We start from the raw sequence: 18,535 nt of genomic DNA on the forward strand, positions 1-18,535 counted from the left end.
GGGTCGTTGCTATAAAGTGCAAGTTTGCTAAAACAAATATGGATATTATTAGAATTAAATCAGACTTGATAGCTGCTAATTCCGAGTGATTGTGGCACTATTTTTAAATGATTCGCTTTTACTCTTTTATCGATGTATCTGCTTACTCATAAATCCGTTATGAATGTGTTTTCTTGGCCTGTTTCTTAATAACAGGGTCGCCACTTGACCTATGTATTTGTTATTATAAGAAGTTATGCTAAATGCGTTAGATCCTAAATGATATCTTGTATCGATAGGCCTGCATTTGGCAAATGTAAAGCATTGAAGGCATATTTTACGTTATAAGTGGTTAGTTTTTATCTTATAAATGGCTACTTTTACGTCATGAATGACTATGAGATACCTTATAATAGCTATTTTATGACAGACACTTTTTGGTTATAAAAATTTAGCTACGTAAATTTATGTCAGCACTTTATGTCAGCATGGTTAGGCTTAATCATGAGTTGACGACTATTTAGTATGGATAACAAGGCAGATTCTACGTGATATCAGCACCGCTTATTGAGTATTTAAAAAAAGGGATATTTACCTTCCTTGGGATAATTTTGGCAGTTTATCTGTTCGTTATTTTGCTGACTTATACTGGCAATGATCCCAGCTGGTCGCATATCAGCAGTGATATGACAACGATTAATAATATGGGCGGCTCAACGGGCGCATGGTTGTCTGACCTGTTCTATAGCTTCTTTGGCTTTGGTGCATGGTGGCTACTGGCTTTTTTGATCTATGAATCTATCTTGATTTGGTGGGAAAATAAGCCGACGTTTTGGTTGCTGCGATTGGTTGCTTATGTCTTTTTGTTATTGAGTAGTAGCGCTTTATTCGCTCAGCTCGTTGCGTTAGTGCAGCATGTTGCAGATCCTATAGCATCAGGCCTTGAAGGTGTCGCTGGCGGTATTATTGGACTGGAACTACAAGCGCGCTTAACGCAGCTGTTATCGCAGTGGGGGAGTGTGTTGTTTTTGGCGGTATTTGTCGTCATTACGGCGACTTTTGCTTTTAATATTCATTGGCATGCACTGTATCGTAGACTTACCGATTTATCATGGCTTGGCTCAGGTGTAAAAGACAATAGTGATCAGTATAACTACAGTCAACAAGGCTCTGATAATCAAGCATCCAATGATGAAAAAAGCAATGCAGCTCAGAACTCAGCTGCCAATGCTAGCAATACTAAAAGCGCTGAACGTAAAGCCAAACAAAGTGCAAATGACTATGAGCAACTACCACTTGAGCTACAAACCGCCGGCGTAAGCCATGCGCCAGATAATAGTAGCCGCTTTAGTCATGCACTAACGGATTTCTTAGCCAAGTCAGGACTTGGTGCTAGCGTTAAGGCGACTGTCGCGGCCGATGCTTCTGCGGAATCTATTGCAAGTCAGGCTAGTATGTATGACAGCTCGCAGGCGTCAGCTCCTGTATCGAACAACTATACTGAAAAATCTAATAATAATGTGCAAGCAGTAGCAGCTACTACTATGCCTACCCGTAAAGTTGAGCCTAGCTTTGCATGGAATGACGCTGGTACGGTCAATGATTTACTGGCGACGGAAGCTGAAAAAGATCAATACATGCCGACGCCTACTACTGATCCAGTCATATCCGCGCCTGTAGAAACGCATGCAAATTTTGAGCAAGCAGTAGAATTTGATGAAACAAGATTCTATGAAAACAAATTTGAAGAAATAGATAGTAATGTTGCTAACGAACAGACGCCGAGCTTAGATGAGTTAGCGAATAATTGGTTAGCTGAAAATGAGCCTGCGAATACAGCATCTTCGTTTGATAACACTATCTCTTCTGACAACGTGACCAATGACTATCAAAATCCGACAAACGACGCTGAGGTAGTAAGTGAACAAAGCTCTCCAGTAATCGAAGACCAGCCTGTAGTTGTAGAGCCTGCGATAGAACAGAGAGAAACCGTAACAGCTAAAGCTGAAGTTAAAGAAAGTCTGCAAGTGCAAGAGCCAGTTGCACCAGCAGATATGACACCAACCAATACACCGCCTGCTAATCCAAAAGCTGCGCCAACGGTACAAATAGCCGACCCAGTTACAAATGCTGAGCTGATAGCAGCACCTAAGCCAACAGTGAGCTTTTCGGTACCGGATGGTGATAGTAGTAACCATATCACCGATATGATGCCAGAAGACGATAGTCGTTCTGATGATTCTAATACACTAGTTATGCCAGATATTAGTGATGATGCAGCCTTTGCTAAACGTTCACGTGCGATGCAAACGGCTGAATATCGTGGTAGTTTGACGCCTATTCCAGAAGTATCTATTTTAGATAAGCCAGACCCTGATCGTAAACCAAGCTATACCATTGCCGAGCTTGAGCAATTGTCAGAGCTATTAGAGATTAAACTTCAAGAGTTCAATGTTAAGGCATCTGTGGTTAATGCTATTCCAGGCCCCGTCGTCACCCGCTTTGAAGTGGATCTTGCGGCTGGGATAAAAGCCAGTAAGGTCACAGGCATTTCACGTGATTTGGCACGTTCGTTATCGATGGCATCATTACGCGTAGTCGAGGTTATTCCGGGCAAACCTTATATTGGCATCGAAGTGCCCAATAAACAGCGCGAGATGGTGCGCCTAATTGAGTTACTTAACACCGAAAAATTCAAAGATCCCAAAGCTCAAATCAGTATGGCAATGGGTAAAGACATCGGTGGCAATCCTATTATCACCGACCTTGCACGCGCGCCGCATATGTTGGTTGCTGGTACGACAGGCTCTGGTAAATCGGTATTGGTAAATTCAATGCTACTGTCCATGCTACTCAAATATACACCGAATGAGCTGCGCCTTATTCTCATTGATCCAAAGCAGCTTGAGCTTGCCAATTATAATGACATCCCCCATCTATTGACGCCTGTCGTCACTGATATGACGGAAGCCGCTAGTGCTTTGTCATGGTGTGTGGCAGAGATGGAACGTCGTTATCAATTAATGAGCCTACTTAAAGTACGTAAGCTTAACGAGTTTAATAAAAAGGTTCTAGCCGCTGAAAAATCGGGCAATCCGATGCTCGATCCATTGTGGCGACCTAACGATAATGTAAGCATTGACCAAGCACCTAAGCTCAAAACCTTGCCGATGATTGTCATTGTTGCGGATGAGTTTGCTGATATGATTATGCAGGTCGGTAAGCAAGCAGAAGAGCTTATCACGCGCTTAGCACAAAAATCGCGGGCGGCAGGTATTCACTTGATGCTTGCCACTCAGCGTCCATCGGTAGATGTCATTACTGGTTTGATTAAGGCCAATATTCCAGTACGGGCGGCATTACGTGTTAACTCAAAAGTAGATTCGCGGACAATTTTGGATAGTGGCGGTGCAGAAGACATGCTCGGCAACGGTGATATGTTGTTCTTGGGGCCAGGACAGATTGAACCCGATCGTGTCCATGGTGCCTATGTCAGTGACGAAGAAGTCAACCGTGTGTGTGATGCATGGCGCGAGCGCGGCGCACCGGATTATATCGATAATATGGCCGGTAATTTTGAGCTATCGAGTCCTGGTGGTGGTGGTAGCGGGGCTAGTGCCTCTGGCGAAGACGACGATCTTTATAACGATGCAGTCGCCTTTATCATGGAAACCCGCAAAGTATCTGCTTCTAGTATTCAGCGCAAATTTAGCATCGGTTATAACCGTGCCGCGCGCATCGTCGACTCCATGGAGGAAGCTGGACTGGTTAGTTCCATGGGTAAAAGCGGTAAGCGTGAGTTATTGATGTAGAGCTCGGGTTTGATTGCATCAAGAAAAAGCGAGTCGCAATAGTGGCTCGTTTTTTTGTTTCAATAAATAGATTAATGAACATAGCAGTACTGATAAGGTATCTACTTGTTTATTATTTAAACCGATATACTTAGGACGTGTTTGACAGCTCACAAGTAAAATTACTTTTTAAGCAAGGATGCAAAATATGTTTAAAGAATATACTCAGTACGACGCGCTAGGATTAGCAGGATTAGTGAATTCAGGACAAGTCAGCGCCAAAGAATTATTAGATGCTGCGGTAAATCAAGCCAATCGACTTAATCCAAAGCTTAATGCCATTATTCACCGTTTCGATGAGCGTGCTTATAATGCCGCGCAAACAGGATTACCGAAAGGCGCATTTACTGGCGTCCCTTATCTTCTCAAAGATTTGTCTTTTTATTTTGCCGATGAGCCATTAACGATGGGCAGTCGTAGTGTCAATATCGTGACCGATTACGACAGTGAAATTGTCAAACGCATGAAAGCCAGTGGCGTTAACACTTTTGGCAAGACCAATACCCCCGAGTTTGGTTTAATCATCACTACTGAGCCCAAAGCGCATGGCGCCACCCACAACCCATTCAAAAAGGGCTATAGCTCTGGTGGCTCATCTGGCGGTAGTGCAGCGGCAGTTGCGAGTGGCATTGTGCCGATGGCAGGTGCAGGAGATGGTGGTGGCTCGATACGCTTTCCTGCAGCATGGTGCGGTGCATTTGGCCTTAAACCTAGCCGTGGCCGCAATCCAATCGGCCCAGCATTTGGTGAAGGCTGGGATGGCGCAATCGCCGATCACGTAATCACGCGCACGGTGCGCGATAGTGCAGCGATGCTGGATGCGACTAGTGGCGCTGAGGTTGGTGCACCTTACGTCATCGCACCACCTGAGGGGACATTTTTACAAGCAGCGATGCGTGCACCTCGTCCGCTAACAATTGCTTTACATCAGCAGCCGTTAATTGCCAATACAGTAGTGGATAAAGAGGTATTAGCGGTCCTTGAACGAACCGCTAAGCAATTGGAGGCCATGGGGCATCGCGTTGTGCCAGCTGAGCCAGACATCGATATCGAAAAATTCTGGCATGATTTCATAGTGGTGGTTTGCGCCCATACAGCCTTTACTATTGATAATGTTGAGCGCTGCCATGGCAAACAGCATGTGCAAAATCTTGAGCCACAAACGTATAATATGGCGATGCTTGGGCGCTCATTATCTGCAGTGGATTTAGTACATGCCAAACATGGCTGGCATAACAGCCAATATCAGACTGGTAAGCTACTTGAGCAATACGATATGATTCTATGTCCAACCGTACCGACAGCGGCGGTGAAGCATGGAGTATTGCCACCAAGCCGAGTAGAAGAGATGCTAATGAACACCTCTGGTCTATTAAGTAAAGGCGTGAATATGGGTAAGTATACTTTTAGCTCAGGTATGATTGAGAAGCTCAGCCACCCTGTGTTGAGTAAAATGGCGTTTACTTTGTTAGGCAATATTACTGGTTTACCTGCCATGTCTTTACCACTCGGCATGAGTAAAAAAGGCTTGCCAATTGGAATGCAATTGATCGGAAGGATGAATGACGAGACGACGCTATTAAGCTTAGCAGGAGAGATAGAGCGTGCGGGTTTATTTACAAAGCCCGCATTTGCTAAATAACGTTAACAACTGACATTTAAAATCAGTTATAACAAACGCACTTTAGTCAAAGCGATAGATATCCATCCCAAGACTATGGTGCGCCATGCTTTCATGGACGACAGACACACGTTGACCCGCCCCTAAAGCAAAGAATAACGGTAATAAATGCTCGTCACTTGGATGGATGTTTTTATAGTTAGGATACTGTTGCCAATCTAACGCAGACGGAATATCTGTTTTAAGTTGTTGTAATAACCACAATTTAAAGTCTTTGGCGGCAGGGTCAATACTATCAGCTTGCCAGCGTAGTGCCTGCAAATTATGAGTAATGTTACCTGAGCCAATGACAAGCATTTGTTGCTCGCGCAGATGGGCAAGCTGCGCACCCAGCTGATAGAGAGACACACTATCATAATGCCGGGGTAGCGATATCTGTACGATAGGGACATCTGCTTCTGGATACAGATGTTTGAGCGGCGACCATACACCATGATCGCAGACCCGCATCGGATTAACCCTGCAAGTAATACCGCGTGCAGTCAGCTGCTGCGCTAGTGATTCAGCAAGCTCAGCATGGCCTAAGGCCGGATACTGCAACTCATGCAATTCGGGATCAAATCCTGAAAAGTCATGCCAAGTCTTAGGTTTGGGGTTGCTGCTAATTTCAAGTTTTTCGGATAACCAATGCGCAGACATGATGACAATAGCCCGAGGCTTAGGTAGGTTGTGTCCTATCCGCGCAAGGGCATTAGTAGTTGCCGACTGCTCAATAGCAAGAGTCGGTGCACCGTGGGATATAAATAACGCTGGCAGCCTTGCCGCATTTTTTAATCCTGCAGGCGCGTCTGCCCAAGCTACGGCAGCACTTATTGGCTTGATAGCTTTAGCATCATCATAGTAATTATTAGACGGGGTATATTTAGAAAATTTCGGATAGCTCATGTACCGTTTATTAGGGCGCGCAAGGGTTTTTCAATCTATTGAGCCAGTCATATTTTATTGCGCTTAGTTTTCTGATAGATTAGTTTTACGACATTTATATAAGTGTCTTTAGTTGCCACGGTGATAAGGATGGTTATGATTGATACTCATCGCCCGATACAACTGCTCCATTAATACCACTCGTACTAAAGGATGCGGCAACGTCAATGCTGACAATGACCATTTTACATCTGCCTGTGCCAATACTTCTTGTGAGACGCCATCTGCACCGCCAATGACCAACGCAATATCATCGCCTTGCTGCATAGCATCCGCGAGCTTTTCTGCCAGATCTTCTGTCGATAGCATTTTACCTTTGACATCCAGTACCCACAGTTGCTCACGTGCAGCAGTTGCGTGAGCTGCCAAGATGGTCTGACCTTCTTGCTCGCGATACTGCGCCAAATTGGCATCAGAAGGATTTTTGGCACGTTTGGCTGCGGCAAGCTCAACGATTTCAGTGCTGAGCATGGGCTGAATACGTTTATAGTATTCATTAAAGCCGCTTTGCACCCAACTAGGCATCTTATTACCAACGGTTAAGAGTCGTGCTTTCATTGCCGTTTATTCCTTAGCTTTTTGTATTTGGTTTATCTTATAACAAGTAAACAGAATCTGTTTAATCGGTTAATGGCGATAGCGTTTCAGAAATAGTATCTGTATTCTGATCATTACTATCTTTAGTAATAACGGTCAACTTAGCATCAGATTCAAAGACAATCGCTTCAATCTCATTTAAGCTGCTGATACCTTCAGAACGCATCGCACATTCAAGCTCCTGACGAGTCAAGCGTTCTGCACGCATGGCATCCGGTAAATACTGTCCTTGATAAAAAACAATGCGTGGCTCAGATAAAATGACGCTGCTAAATTGCGGTGAAATCGAGGCGTATTTAGTCACTAAAAACTGTAATAAATAGAGCACTAAGATAGAGCTAAACCCTTCAATAAGGGGAACGTCTTTGAGCAAAATAGTACTCGCACCTAACGAGCCGATCATCACGGTGACGATCCAATCGAAGTTATTCAGCTGTGATGTAGAGCGCTTACCAGAGACCTTTGTAATTAGCACAATTAACACGTATACCATAACTGTAGTTAGGACAATACGCCCAAGCTTGTCTATGTTGTCAAAAAAGAGCATTTCCATCGTATTTACTCCTATCAATAATACAAAGCGATTCAAATTTTAAAGTTAGCGGCTCAAATATGAACAATTTAAACTAACTAAAACCAGCGTAACGGAATTTACGCTGTAATAGTGCAAAAACTTTGTAGTACGTTGTAGGTAGCTGCCAGACCTTAAGAGGTTTTGCGTTTTGGATTAAGGAGACGATTCAGCAGCAAAATACTTATCCGCGCGCTGATAAAAGTGAGTACCAATATCATTACTAATGCAGAGAGTAGAGGGAGAGGTTGCTGCATAGTCATCTCAAGTAACACCTCACGGCTTACCGCATCAAACAGCAAGAACCATATCCCTAAGAAGTAAATGGCAGTAAGCAGCCAAACAACACTAACCCCGCCGAACATTAAGCGATTGATCTCATCTCTATCCAGTGCCCGCTGTTGGTGCTTGATAAATTTATTCACAGCAATATAAGCGCCAACCATGATGGACAGTACCGTGACCAGTTGCGAGTTGAGGGCAACTTGGGTTTGAATCATCATAAATATCGTACTGGTAATAATATAGCCAATTGCAAAAAAACCGATATATTGAGCCATTTTGGGTTGAGTTGATTTAGAGTTTTGCGATAATCCATTACGTCCTGACTGAGTATTAGACTTGCTAAGTTTGGTTGTCTTGCGTGCCATAAGCTGACCTTTATAAAGGTAAAAACGTGCAGTTGATATAAATGTAATAAGTATTCGATAAAATCGCAACAAAAGCCACAATAAATACTGCGCCTAATTATTTGGTGTTGCTTCTTTTAATAAAAAAATTAGTGCTGCGCGGTCCAGTCGAGCATGGTGTCTAACACCGTTCTAGCCGTATAAGCGTTTAGCGCCTGTTCGGTATTAATAAGGCCAACGACGACATAATCCTGTCCAGATGTCCCTTTGACATAACCTGCCATCGAAGTCACGTTATTTAAGGTGCCTGTTTTTATCCATGCACGGCCAATGGCTGCCGACTCAGGTAGGCGCTCGCTATGAGCCGCAATAGTACCACTGACACCCGCGATGCCTAAAGAGCTGACGTACGCGTCAAAGCTTGGATGATTATAAGCGTATGTTAACAGCTCGCTTAAGTTGGCGGCAGTTATTGTACAGTCGCGGCAAAGTCCTGAACCATTGGTTAAGTACGGCGGCGGTGTGCTTAGATTGGCTTGCCACCACTGGTTCATGGTTTGTAAGGCAGCAGGATAGCCCGTAGTATTAGGCTTACCAAATTGGTATAAGCTGCTTGTTTTACTGTTTATTATTTTATTATTAATTGTTTCATCATGGTTCGCTTTATCACTGTTTGTGCTAAACGTCTCAACAGTAGCGATGTGTGCTTCAGTGGTTTTGGCTTTGTCGTAAGCCCCAATCGATAGCGCCACTTGCTCGGTCATGACATTATTAGAGAAGTGATTAATATCATAAATTTGCTGAGTTAAGTTTAAGGATGGATAGCTGACAAGAGGTAGCGGTGACATAGGGAGCGCTGCCAGACCACGTGTTGGTTTTGTGTTTTTCAACGCCTCGTAAGGAGTTTCTTGAGTGATGACCTTTCCGCTCAGCGTATTGCCCAGCTCTTGCCATTTGGCGGCGATGACACGCGCAGCAAAATCTTTGGCATTAGGATACGCGACATAAAAGGCATGCTCCCCGCAGCTATCTGGTAGATTGGCATTCAAAGCTAGCTGTTGTGGCTGCCACTGCGGGGCTAAGCTATAACTAGCTTGACCACAGGAAGCTGAGCGTGTGTTGATCGTGTTAGGCATCTGATAATTTGCTAATTGCGGTTTATAAGTCAGCTGCGCCTGTCCATTAGCTAATGGATAGCTTTGGATACCGATAGTGCTAAAGTTCACCAAAAAGCCATCAGGGCTGGCGTTATAAGGTCGCAATGGTGCGTTATCAAACGCCGCAGGATCTTTGCCAACATTTTCAAAAACCCCGCTATCGATAATAATATCCCCGTTAATATGACGAATACCTGATGCTTGCACTTTATAAAGTAGCTGCTGCAAACGCTCATGAGTCATTTTGGGATCGCCACTTCCTTGAATAATCAAGTCACCGAGTAGACGATCACCAATGATAATTCCCGTATGATAGACGCGTGTATGCCAGACAAAGTTAGCGCCTAGCGTATCTAAAGCAATAAAGCTGGGCACAAGTTTCATGGTGCTGGCTGGCGTACGTGCGATATCTGGTTGATGACTCAATAAGGATGAGAAAGAAATTTTGATAGTTGGCGTAGCAACATTTGCATTATCTATGTCGTTGGCGTTGGCATCTTCATTACTATTAGCATTGTTAATAGACTTTGAGCTTGCAGTATCTGAGAGTACTGTTGGAATGCTTTCTAAGCTTTGATAAGTATAAGGGTCGTCAGTATAAGCGTGTAATTTTTGCTCATGCTTTTTAATCGTGCGCTTCTCAATAGTAGTCAATGTAATCTGCTGGCTAGTATCGTTTTTGACATTGTTATTCTTCTTCTGTGTCGTTTTTTGACTAATGCTATTAGTTTCAGAAGGGGTGCTCGCAAGCTTAGTCTGATTGACAAGCTTTGGTTCACTGTCGTCATTAACACTGCTGTCAATAACTTTAATCGGAGAGGGCAGTCGACTGGCGTTTTTATCACCCACTGGGGTAATGACAATACTGATATCGGTCGCTGTCAAATCTGCTCGCGATAGTGCTTCTTGGATAGCTTCTGGTAGTGCTGCCTGTGCGTAAAGTGGCGATACAATAGCCGTTGCCAATAGTGCAAGCATTGATAAGCGTTTGCTAGACTGATTCGACGGTCGCAAATAAGTGCAAGGAAGCTTCGGTTTGGTAGTAGGAGACATATAAAATTTGGAAGTGGGTTGCATGAGCAGTCTACCATCAGGTGGCAAAAACCGCATATGTTAACATGAATTGGCGACGAGCTTTAGCGTACATGCAAAAATGCCATTGCCGTCATGATGGCATCGTTATAGGCATCATGAATGCCGAGCTCAGGAATATCATAATGCGCCAAGATACTGGTCAGATGCTGTGATTGACCGGAAAGGCCTTGGGTTTGACCGCTCATGCGCCGACTATATAAATGTCGCACATCAATGACTTCGTTGGGTAAAGTAGTGCCCATATAGTGCTTCACCAAAGGATTTAGAAACCCAGTATCAATCTTTGGACAGAATCCCACTATCGGACGATTATCAATAAACGGTAGCAATAACGCCAGCATCTCATCGTAGCTCATACCATTTTCAACATCAGCGGTACGCAGACCATGAATTACAATGGTATCGCGGTCAGGCATCACAGGCGGCCTACAGACCAGATGCATACCATTACCTGTATCGATAGTATTGCCGTTGATATGAATGGCTGCTACAGATAATAAGTGATGCCTTTTCGGATTGAGCCCTGTCATCTCACAGTCAATTGCCACCCATTGCTCGGCCAGAGGTTTGCTAAACATCGATGCCAGCTCTGGACGCTGCAATTGCGACTTTTGCCATGTACACGACAACTGCTTTAGCCAATTCATATCAGTCTACTATCCCTCTATGATGCCTCTAGTTGATAGTGCTGCCGGAGCTGCGTTTTGAAGCTTTTGACCACTGCAAGACACTCTTTTAATAAGTCACGCTCAAGCGCTGATAAGGTAGTCGGGTCGATGTGCCGTGCATACTTATCATCTGTAGAGAGTGCGACTGACAAACGCTGCGCCATAAAAAACTCTAAGGCTTCCGATAAGGTGTCAGCCCGCTCTTGGTTTAAAGCGCCAGCTTGTACCAAACCTTTAAGGCGACCTTTAGTGCTAGGTACTTCTAAAATATCATTTTCTAATGCCAAAGTACGGATACCGTGTACCAATGGAAAGATACCGGCTTTTTTAAGGTCAATATCATGCGAGCTAGGTTTACCACTTAATAACGGCACAAACTTTTGCCACCATTGATTGACATCACCGAACTGGAGCGCCGCCCGTACAAACTGCCGTACGAACATCCGATCTGATTGCCGATGAGCCGTTTTTAAATGTTCACGTATATCCTTTAGCAGGGATTCATCGCCGCAAACGTACTCACCATCAAGTATGGCGGATAAGTAAATACTGTGCATCGGATCAGTATTTTTAAACCATAAGCTAATTTGCGCTTTAAACGGTTTCAGCGGTTGCCGCCACATTGGGTTATTCATCATGATGTTGCCATCACATAGTGGATAACCAAGATCTGCTAAGTGGTTGTTAAATATATCAGCAAACTGCGCCAACTCAGGATGAGTAAATCCATCACGAATGATTAGCGCATTATCTTGGTCGGTACGCATGATTTGCTCACCGCGCCCTTCTGAGCCCATAACAATAACGCAGGTATTAGCCACGACCTCATCAGGAACAATAAGTTTCCAAAGCTTAGTAAAGACTTGCGCGTTTAGCGTTTGCACCATGCGGCTGACGATGCCAATCTTGACACCGTTTTGATGCTGCGCACGAATGTAACGGCCAATGAGTTCGACCGCTGTATCTAAGCTATTTAAGTCCTTTGCTTGCTCAATTTGAATACTAATGAGCTGTGAGTGATGACCAAGATAAGCTAATACATCGCTTTGCCCCAGTACACCGACGACCTGACCTTTATTATCAATAACAGGTAAGCGATGGATACGGTAGCGAGTCATGGTCATTAGAGCATCACCAATCTCATTATCAGCATCAATAGTCCGTAGGTTGAAACTTGCAAAATGCTGGCAGGTAGTGGTAGCAGGGTCTTGTTGTTCGCTGACCGCACGGCAGATGTCAGTATCAGTCAAGATGCCTAGCTCACGATCTGAACGGCGGGTAATGCTATGTTCAGGTTCAGGCTTAGAGTTTTTTTCAATATCGCTAAGCGTACCTCTTACTTGCTCTAACAAATGACTGGTTGGACGTACCAGCACATGCTTCAGTCCAGCTTCGGTCATGATACGTGCGGCTTGGTGTAGGCTACTATCGGCATCAATAATATGTACGGGCAATAAAATTACATCAGTGACTGGTTGTAGCATGATTTGCTGCACTTCTTGCTGCGCAGTATAACTATCCGCATGCAATCCTAATGCTTGACCTTGCGTACTACGTCTTTGTTGTAGTGCTTTTAAGCGCTCAGGTAATTTGTCTGATAGCAGTTGGCGGACTAGATGATTTTGCGCGCTTATTTTATCGATAGCAGCACCATCAATTTGCAGCAACAAAGTATCTTCGTGAGCCGTGTATTGATAGGGCTCAGTATTGCCATCATTTTGTGATTTGGTAATACGACCTTGCGATTCAGGCGTGCGGCGACTATCGAACCAGTCGTTGCTGTTAAGTTGGTCGGAGTGATTACTACCAAAATAAGAAGCGACAAATTCGCCAGCTAGCGTTTGATCAACTTGTCCTTTTAATACCACAAAAAAGTTATGTAGGTCATCACTGGATAAGGATTCGTTTGCACCAAGATAGCGGACTTGGGTGTTTTTTTTGAGGCTTTGACGTTCAGTTAGACGCAGTACATCAAACGGTGGCTGAGTAAAATCAAGATGGGGCATGGCATCATCCTTGATGGCATAATCAATAAGAGCAGCTTACTATCAATAGGCTTAACAATAGGGCAGAAGCAGTATAGGAAGCAGCATCAAAAGCAAAAAAATTACTATTATAAAACGTTATCGTCTTACTATAGCACTATCTTGCTGTTCATAACATTATTGTTAATAAGGATATATTTAACCTAAAATTTCCAGCCTCTCATCTTTTAAGGTTTAGTACATCAACCCTTAACTCACCAGTTTGGCTTGTGCTGATAATAACTTGCGAATACGGTCAATCGCCTCGCGACTCTCTTCAACACTAGCAACGAGAGCGATACGAACATAACCTTGACCGGGATTTTTACCATTAACTTCACGTGATAAATAACGCCCAGCAAGCGCATGGATATTGGCTTGTTCGTACAAGGTTTTGACAAATATTTCATCATCACCGTCGAACTGCTCAGGAACTTTTACCCAAAAATAAAATCCTGCATCAGGCATGCGTAAGTCTAATAGCTCGCCTAATTCTGCCATCCATAACGCAAATTTTTCTTGGTATAGCGCTCTATTATGTGCGACATGCTTCTCATCTTGCCAAGCGGCAATCGATGCCAACTGATGCGGTATAGGCATCGCACAACCTTGGTAGGTGCGATATTGCACATAAGACTTTAGGATGGACTCGTCGCCTGCGATAAACCCTGAGCGCAGACCGGGTAGATTCGAGCGTTTGGATAGCGAATGAAATACAACACAGTTCTTGAAGTTATTACGACCAAGTTCTGTGCATGCTTGCAGCAAGCCAATAGGTGCTTTATCAAAGTATAGTTCGCTATAACATTCATCGCTGGCGATGATAAAGTTGTATTGATCTGATAGGCGAATGAGAAACTCCCAATCATCCATGGTCATCACTGAGCCGGTCGGATTATTTGGGCTACAGATAAATAACAGCTGTGTTTGCTCCCAGACATCTTTCGGTACAGCGCGATAATTGCCTTTAAAGTCATCATCTGCGGTGCAAGGCACGAAGTAGGGTGTTGCTTGTGCCAGTATCGCCGCCCCTTCATAAATTTGATAAAAGGGATTAGGCATCACGACTATAGGGTTACAAGGCTTGTTATCTATATTTGTTTGATCCACCTTGTCTGTACTTTCGTCATGATTAACCACCGCTTGTACAAAACTAAAAATAGCTTCGCGCGTCCCCATGACGGGTAGTACTTCGGTATTGGCATCAAGATGATGCAGAAAAAATCGCTTCTCAAGCCAATGCGCAATGGTTTGCCGCAGCTCAAAACTACCGTCAGTGGTCGGATAACGACATAGTTTGTCTAAGTTTTCTCGTAATACGTCCAGCACAAAAGTTGGCGGTTCGTGTTTTGGCTCACCAATTCCAAGCTTAATCTCAGAATAATCGTTAGCTGGTATGCTGTCAGCTAACAGAGTCGCCATTTTGGCAAACGGGTATGGATGCAAATGCGTTAAGTTGTTATTCATAAGTTTGGTAACTATAATAGGCAGATGATAATAAATGTATAAAGAAAAATTACATTCAAGCAGTGTAGCACTTCTCTTATTTTTTGTCTTTTCCTTCTTACTCGTGTTTTTTACTATTAACTGATGATTTATTTGATAGCAGTTCAATGACTTAGCTGTTTGTCTTATCACTCACAGCTTATAAATAATAACAATATATACAATGGTTGCCTTAGCTTCTGGTAAGTTGTTGTTAGGATAATTGAAATGCTTAAAGCTTCCAACTCTGACCACCTTAATATCGAAGTTCTCAATGCTAGTACTAACAATGTTAATAAGGCTAGTGATAATAATGTACAGCATTCTGGTTTTTGCGAACAACTAAAACAGCGTGAACAGCAATGGTGGCAAGCACGTCAGCGCCTTATCGCTCTTGAAGAGCGGTGGATGTTTTGGTTCGGGGAGAACAGTTTAATTATGTGGCTCATGTGGCAATTGGTCAGCTATGTATTGGTCGCTATCGTCCTGATGCTGTCCAGTAAGCTATTCGATTTGCAGCTTTATTTATGGCAGTATATGACTATATTTGGCGCACAAACGCTATTATTTGCAGTGACGCTGGGGTCTAAAGGACGTCTGGCTAATCGTCTGCAGAACAATATTGATAGTGCAGATTTTGTACGCGAGCAAGCATTGAATGAGATGTATATATTAGCATCAGATATTATTCTGCCTGCTATCCATGCCAGTGCACCCATCTCTTTACAAACCATTCATGAGCGCTATAGGTCACATTTAAAGCTGGCTAGCCTGCGACGATTACTACAAAAAGAGGTCGATGCCGGACGGTTAGTTTTGGGACAATATCAAATAGAAGCAGAAGTGTTGCCACCAGAGCTTGCCGACGAAGCGTTGTCACCATACGCTGACAAGATGGTATATAAAAGCTTAGTCAACATCTCTTAAAATAAGCAGCTCTTAAGATAAACACCTCTGAAGATAAGAGGTGCCATCCAAAAGACTTATCAGAGCTTGTTAATTTAATTTTTAGGATAGCCAAACTACGTTAAGCATGATTGCTATCTGGCTGAACGCTAATACTAGTAGTCAGGGCAGTTTGCAAGGTTTCAAGCTTGTCCTCAGATAATGGCGCATCGTCTTGATCACTGATATAAAACATATCTTCTGCGCGCTCACCCAAAGTAGTAATACGTGCAGCATGGACTTCGATACCTTGCTGCAAAAATACTTGTCCTACTCGTGCTAGCAATCCTGGCTGATCCAGTGTTTGTAGACTCAGAATGTGCTGACCTGAAGCTTCATTAAACTCAAAATCAATAATAGTTGGCACATCAAAGTGTCTAAGCTGGCGCGGAATACGTTTTTGCGCCAGCTTAGGTGTCATCGGGTTTTTAAAAGCATCAATTAAGCGTTGTTTTAACTCTTGCTGGCTGTCTTCGTCTCTTAATAACGTACCGCTACGGTCAAGTAATACATAAGAGTCCAAAGCAAAGTCACGAGTAGCAGTGATAATTCGTGCATCTAATACATCTAAATTCATCTGATCAAATACGGCCATCGTCACTGCAAATAAATTGGCCTGATCTTGGGTATAAACGAAAACTTGCACTGCATCAAGTGCCAGCTCCCGATGCTCACGTAATACGACTAGAGGTGCGCTATCAGCGTTAGAAGCATAGCCGATAGGGGGATGGTTTAAGATAGCTTCGGTATGCCATAAGATATCTTCTGCAATCTCACGCAAAAAATATTCATCGCCCAAGTCGTCCCATAATCTGAGCACTTCATCACGATTCATATGTTGATTGTCAACATTATCAAGCATCGTCAGCGCCTGCTTACGCGTCGCACGAATCATGTCTTGGCGGTTGGTTGGTGCATCGATATCGGCGCGCAAGATGCGCCGCGTTTGTGAGTATAGTTGTTTCATCAAAGTCGCCCGCCAGCTGTTCCAAAGCTGCGGATTGGTAGCATTCATATCCGCTACCGTCAACACATATAAGTGATTAAGATGAGTGACATTACCAACTAAGTCAGCAAAGATAGTCACCACTTCAGGGTCTGAAATATCTTTTTTCTGCGCGGTCATAGACATTAATAAATGATAACGCGTTAGCCAACCTACTAGATGGGCATCGGCCTTACTCATGCCATGTGCCAAACAAAACTCAATCGACTCGGTCTCCCCAAGCTGACTATGATTGCCACCGCGACCTTTAGCGATATCATGAAACATTGCCGCTAGTACTAAAATCTCTTTACGCTCAATGCGTTGAAAGATAGAACTGACCAATGGAAAATCTTCGTAAAAGCGTGCGTCGGTAAAACGGTGTAAAATTCGAATCAAAAATAGCGTGTGTGCATCAACCGTATAACGGTGAAATAAATCGTACTGCATAAGACCAGTGACTTGGGCAAAGGCGGGAATATAATTACCCAATACCCCGTAGCGATTCATCGCGCGCAAACGATGGAACAAATAGTTTTGCTCTTTTATGTTTTCTAAGAACAATGCCTGATGTTCAGGATTGTCACGGTAAGTCTGATCGATACCGCGCGCGGCAATTTTTAACGCGCGTAGGGTTCGGGTTCGGACACTTTTTATTCCGTATTGTCCCATGAGTAAAAACATCTCTAAAATCGCTTCAGGATGCTGAGAAAATACGCGATGATGGGAGATGGCAATCTGCTCGCCAACCTGATTAAAAAGCGCATTTAAAGGCCGCTTAGTAGGCTGCTCATTATCCGGCAGATGTGGCTCTATGATGGTCTCAAAGTAGTGATTGATGAGCATCTCAGACAGGGTTGATATTTGCATTGCGCAGCGATAGTAGTCGCGCATAAAACGTTCGACAGCTGCGTTGGGCTGATCATCTGGCTGCGACTCATAACCCATTCGCTGGGCAATATCGCGCTGATAATCAAACAGTAATTTATTTTCGTTGCGACCTGTCATCTCATGTAAATAGTGACGTATTTGCCATAAATAACCTTCAGCAAAACTAAGCTCGTCGAACTCTTTTTCAGTCACAAAACCTTGTTGCACTAGGTCATATAGCTTACTGACTCGGAAGTAGCGTTTGGTCACCCAGCCGACGATATGAATATCACGTAACCCGCCCGGCGCCGTTTTGATATTAGGCTCAAGATTGTACTCAGTGGCATTATGCTGAATATAACGCACTTTAGCCTCGTTGATTTTTACCTCATAAAAATCTCGCTGCGACCATAGCTTGTTGACGACGTCTACAGGAATACTTTGTAGCGCTTCATTACCAATTAACAATCTTGCTTCTAACAATGCACTGGCAATAGTATGGTCCGTGGCGGCTTCCAAGCAGTCATTGACACTGCGTACGGACAGCGCAGGCTCCAGTCCAATATCCCACAGCATCGCCACCAAGCTATCAATCTTACTACTGACATCTGGTTTTATCTCATCAGGTGCTAGCAACAAGATATCAATATCTGAGTATAGCGACAGCTCACTGCGCCCATAGCCGCCCGTAGCAAATAATGCCAAATCTGTCTTATCTAGCTCAAACCATTTAAACAAAGCCATGAGTAAGCCATCGATTGCCCAAGCACGCGCGACTACTAACTGGCGAATATTTGCCCCACGCTCGAGTGCACGGCTAATATCAGCATTAATCTGCGTCAGCCATTCAGGTATACCGAGTAGAGATTTCTCTGCATCGGACGGTTCTGACGACACAGTATTTGGCGCAGGGAAGGACGGCAGCGGAGTAAGGTTAATAGAGGCGGCATCGAATGTGAACATGAGCGTTATCCAATCAAGAATTTAAAAATAGAGACCATCAAAAGTAAAAGCTTATCAGAAGTATAAAGGTAAAAAATCAGCAAGCATAATGCTCAACGTGTATCCACCGAC

General features: G+C 43.8%; 12 protein-coding genes. 3 read left to right on the forward strand and 9 right to left on the reverse strand.

Annotated elements, in window-relative coordinates; translation table 11 throughout:
* Positions 1–527: 527 nt before the first annotated feature.
* Positions 528–3,791 (forward strand): DNA translocase FtsK, encoded by a 3,264-nt coding sequence (locus AK825_RS02525; protein WP_068034480.1) that lies wholly within the window; start codon positions 528–530, stop codon positions 3,789–3,791.
* Positions 3,792–3,978: 187 nt separating this feature from the next.
* A complete protein-coding gene (locus AK825_RS02530; protein ID WP_068034482.1) occupies positions 3,979–5,472 on the forward strand; it encodes an amidase in 1,494 nt (497 codons plus the stop codon).
* A gap of 42 nt (positions 5,473–5,514) precedes the next feature.
* On the opposite strand, the gene AK825_RS02535 is transcribed toward AK825_RS02530, so the two are convergent.
* From AK825_RS02535 to dapC, 8 genes are all read right to left on the reverse strand, one after another.
* A complete protein-coding gene (locus AK825_RS02535) occupies positions 5,515–6,396 on the reverse strand; it encodes a class III extradiol ring-cleavage dioxygenase (protein WP_082785614.1) in 882 nt (293 codons plus the stop codon).
* 108 nt (positions 6,397–6,504) lie between these two features.
* Entirely contained in the window at positions 6,505–6,993 is a 489-nt protein-coding gene (gene rlmH / locus AK825_RS02540; protein ID WP_068034484.1) for a 23S rRNA (pseudouridine(1915)-N(3))-methyltransferase RlmH, read from the reverse strand.
* 61 nt (positions 6,994–7,054) lie between these two features.
* Positions 7,055–7,585 (reverse strand): YetF domain-containing protein, encoded by a 531-nt coding sequence (locus AK825_RS02545; RefSeq protein WP_068034485.1) that lies wholly within the window; start codon positions 7,583–7,585, stop codon positions 7,055–7,057.
* A 152-nt stretch (positions 7,586–7,737) separates the two neighbouring features.
* The gene (locus tag AK825_RS02550; RefSeq protein WP_068034487.1) at positions 7,738–8,253 is read right to left on the reverse strand and encodes an ABZJ_00895 family protein; all 516 of its coding nucleotides are present in this window, start codon (positions 8,251–8,253) and stop codon (positions 7,738–7,740) included.
* A 128-nt stretch (positions 8,254–8,381) separates the two neighbouring features.
* Positions 8,382–10,466 carry a D-alanyl-D-alanine carboxypeptidase gene (locus tag AK825_RS02555; RefSeq protein WP_082787148.1) on the reverse strand — a complete coding sequence of 695 codons (2,085 nt, stop codon included), beginning with the start codon at positions 10,464–10,466 and terminating at the stop codon, positions 8,382–8,384.
* 59 nt (positions 10,467–10,525) lie between these two features.
* A complete protein-coding gene (locus AK825_RS02560) occupies positions 10,526–11,131 on the reverse strand; it encodes a 3'-5' exonuclease (RefSeq protein WP_068034491.1) in 606 nt (201 codons plus the stop codon).
* 17 nt (positions 11,132–11,148) lie between these two features.
* The gene (locus tag AK825_RS02565; RefSeq protein WP_068034494.1) at positions 11,149–13,158 is read right to left on the reverse strand and encodes a DUF294 nucleotidyltransferase-like domain-containing protein; all 2,010 of its coding nucleotides are present in this window, start codon (positions 13,156–13,158) and stop codon (positions 11,149–11,151) included.
* A 228-nt stretch (positions 13,159–13,386) separates the two neighbouring features.
* A complete protein-coding gene (gene dapC, locus AK825_RS02570; RefSeq protein WP_068034496.1) occupies positions 13,387–14,643 on the reverse strand; it encodes a succinyldiaminopimelate transaminase in 1,257 nt (418 codons plus the stop codon).
* A gap of 246 nt (positions 14,644–14,889) precedes the next feature.
* On the opposite strand from dapC, the gene AK825_RS02575 reads away from it, so the two are divergent.
* Positions 14,890–15,588, forward strand: coding sequence for a hypothetical protein (locus AK825_RS02575; protein WP_068034498.1), 699 nt, complete (start codon positions 14,890–14,892; stop codon positions 15,586–15,588).
* 100 nt (positions 15,589–15,688) lie between these two features.
* On the opposite strand, the gene glnD is transcribed toward AK825_RS02575, so the two are convergent.
* The gene (gene glnD / locus AK825_RS02580) at positions 15,689–18,424 is read right to left on the reverse strand and encodes a [protein-PII] uridylyltransferase (protein ID WP_068034500.1); all 2,736 of its coding nucleotides are present in this window, start codon (positions 18,422–18,424) and stop codon (positions 15,689–15,691) included.
* Positions 18,425–18,535: the final 111 nt, after the last annotated feature.

It is taken from the genome of Psychrobacter sp. P11G5 (assembly GCF_001593305.1).
GTDB lineage: Bacteria > Pseudomonadota > Gammaproteobacteria > Pseudomonadales > Moraxellaceae > Psychrobacter.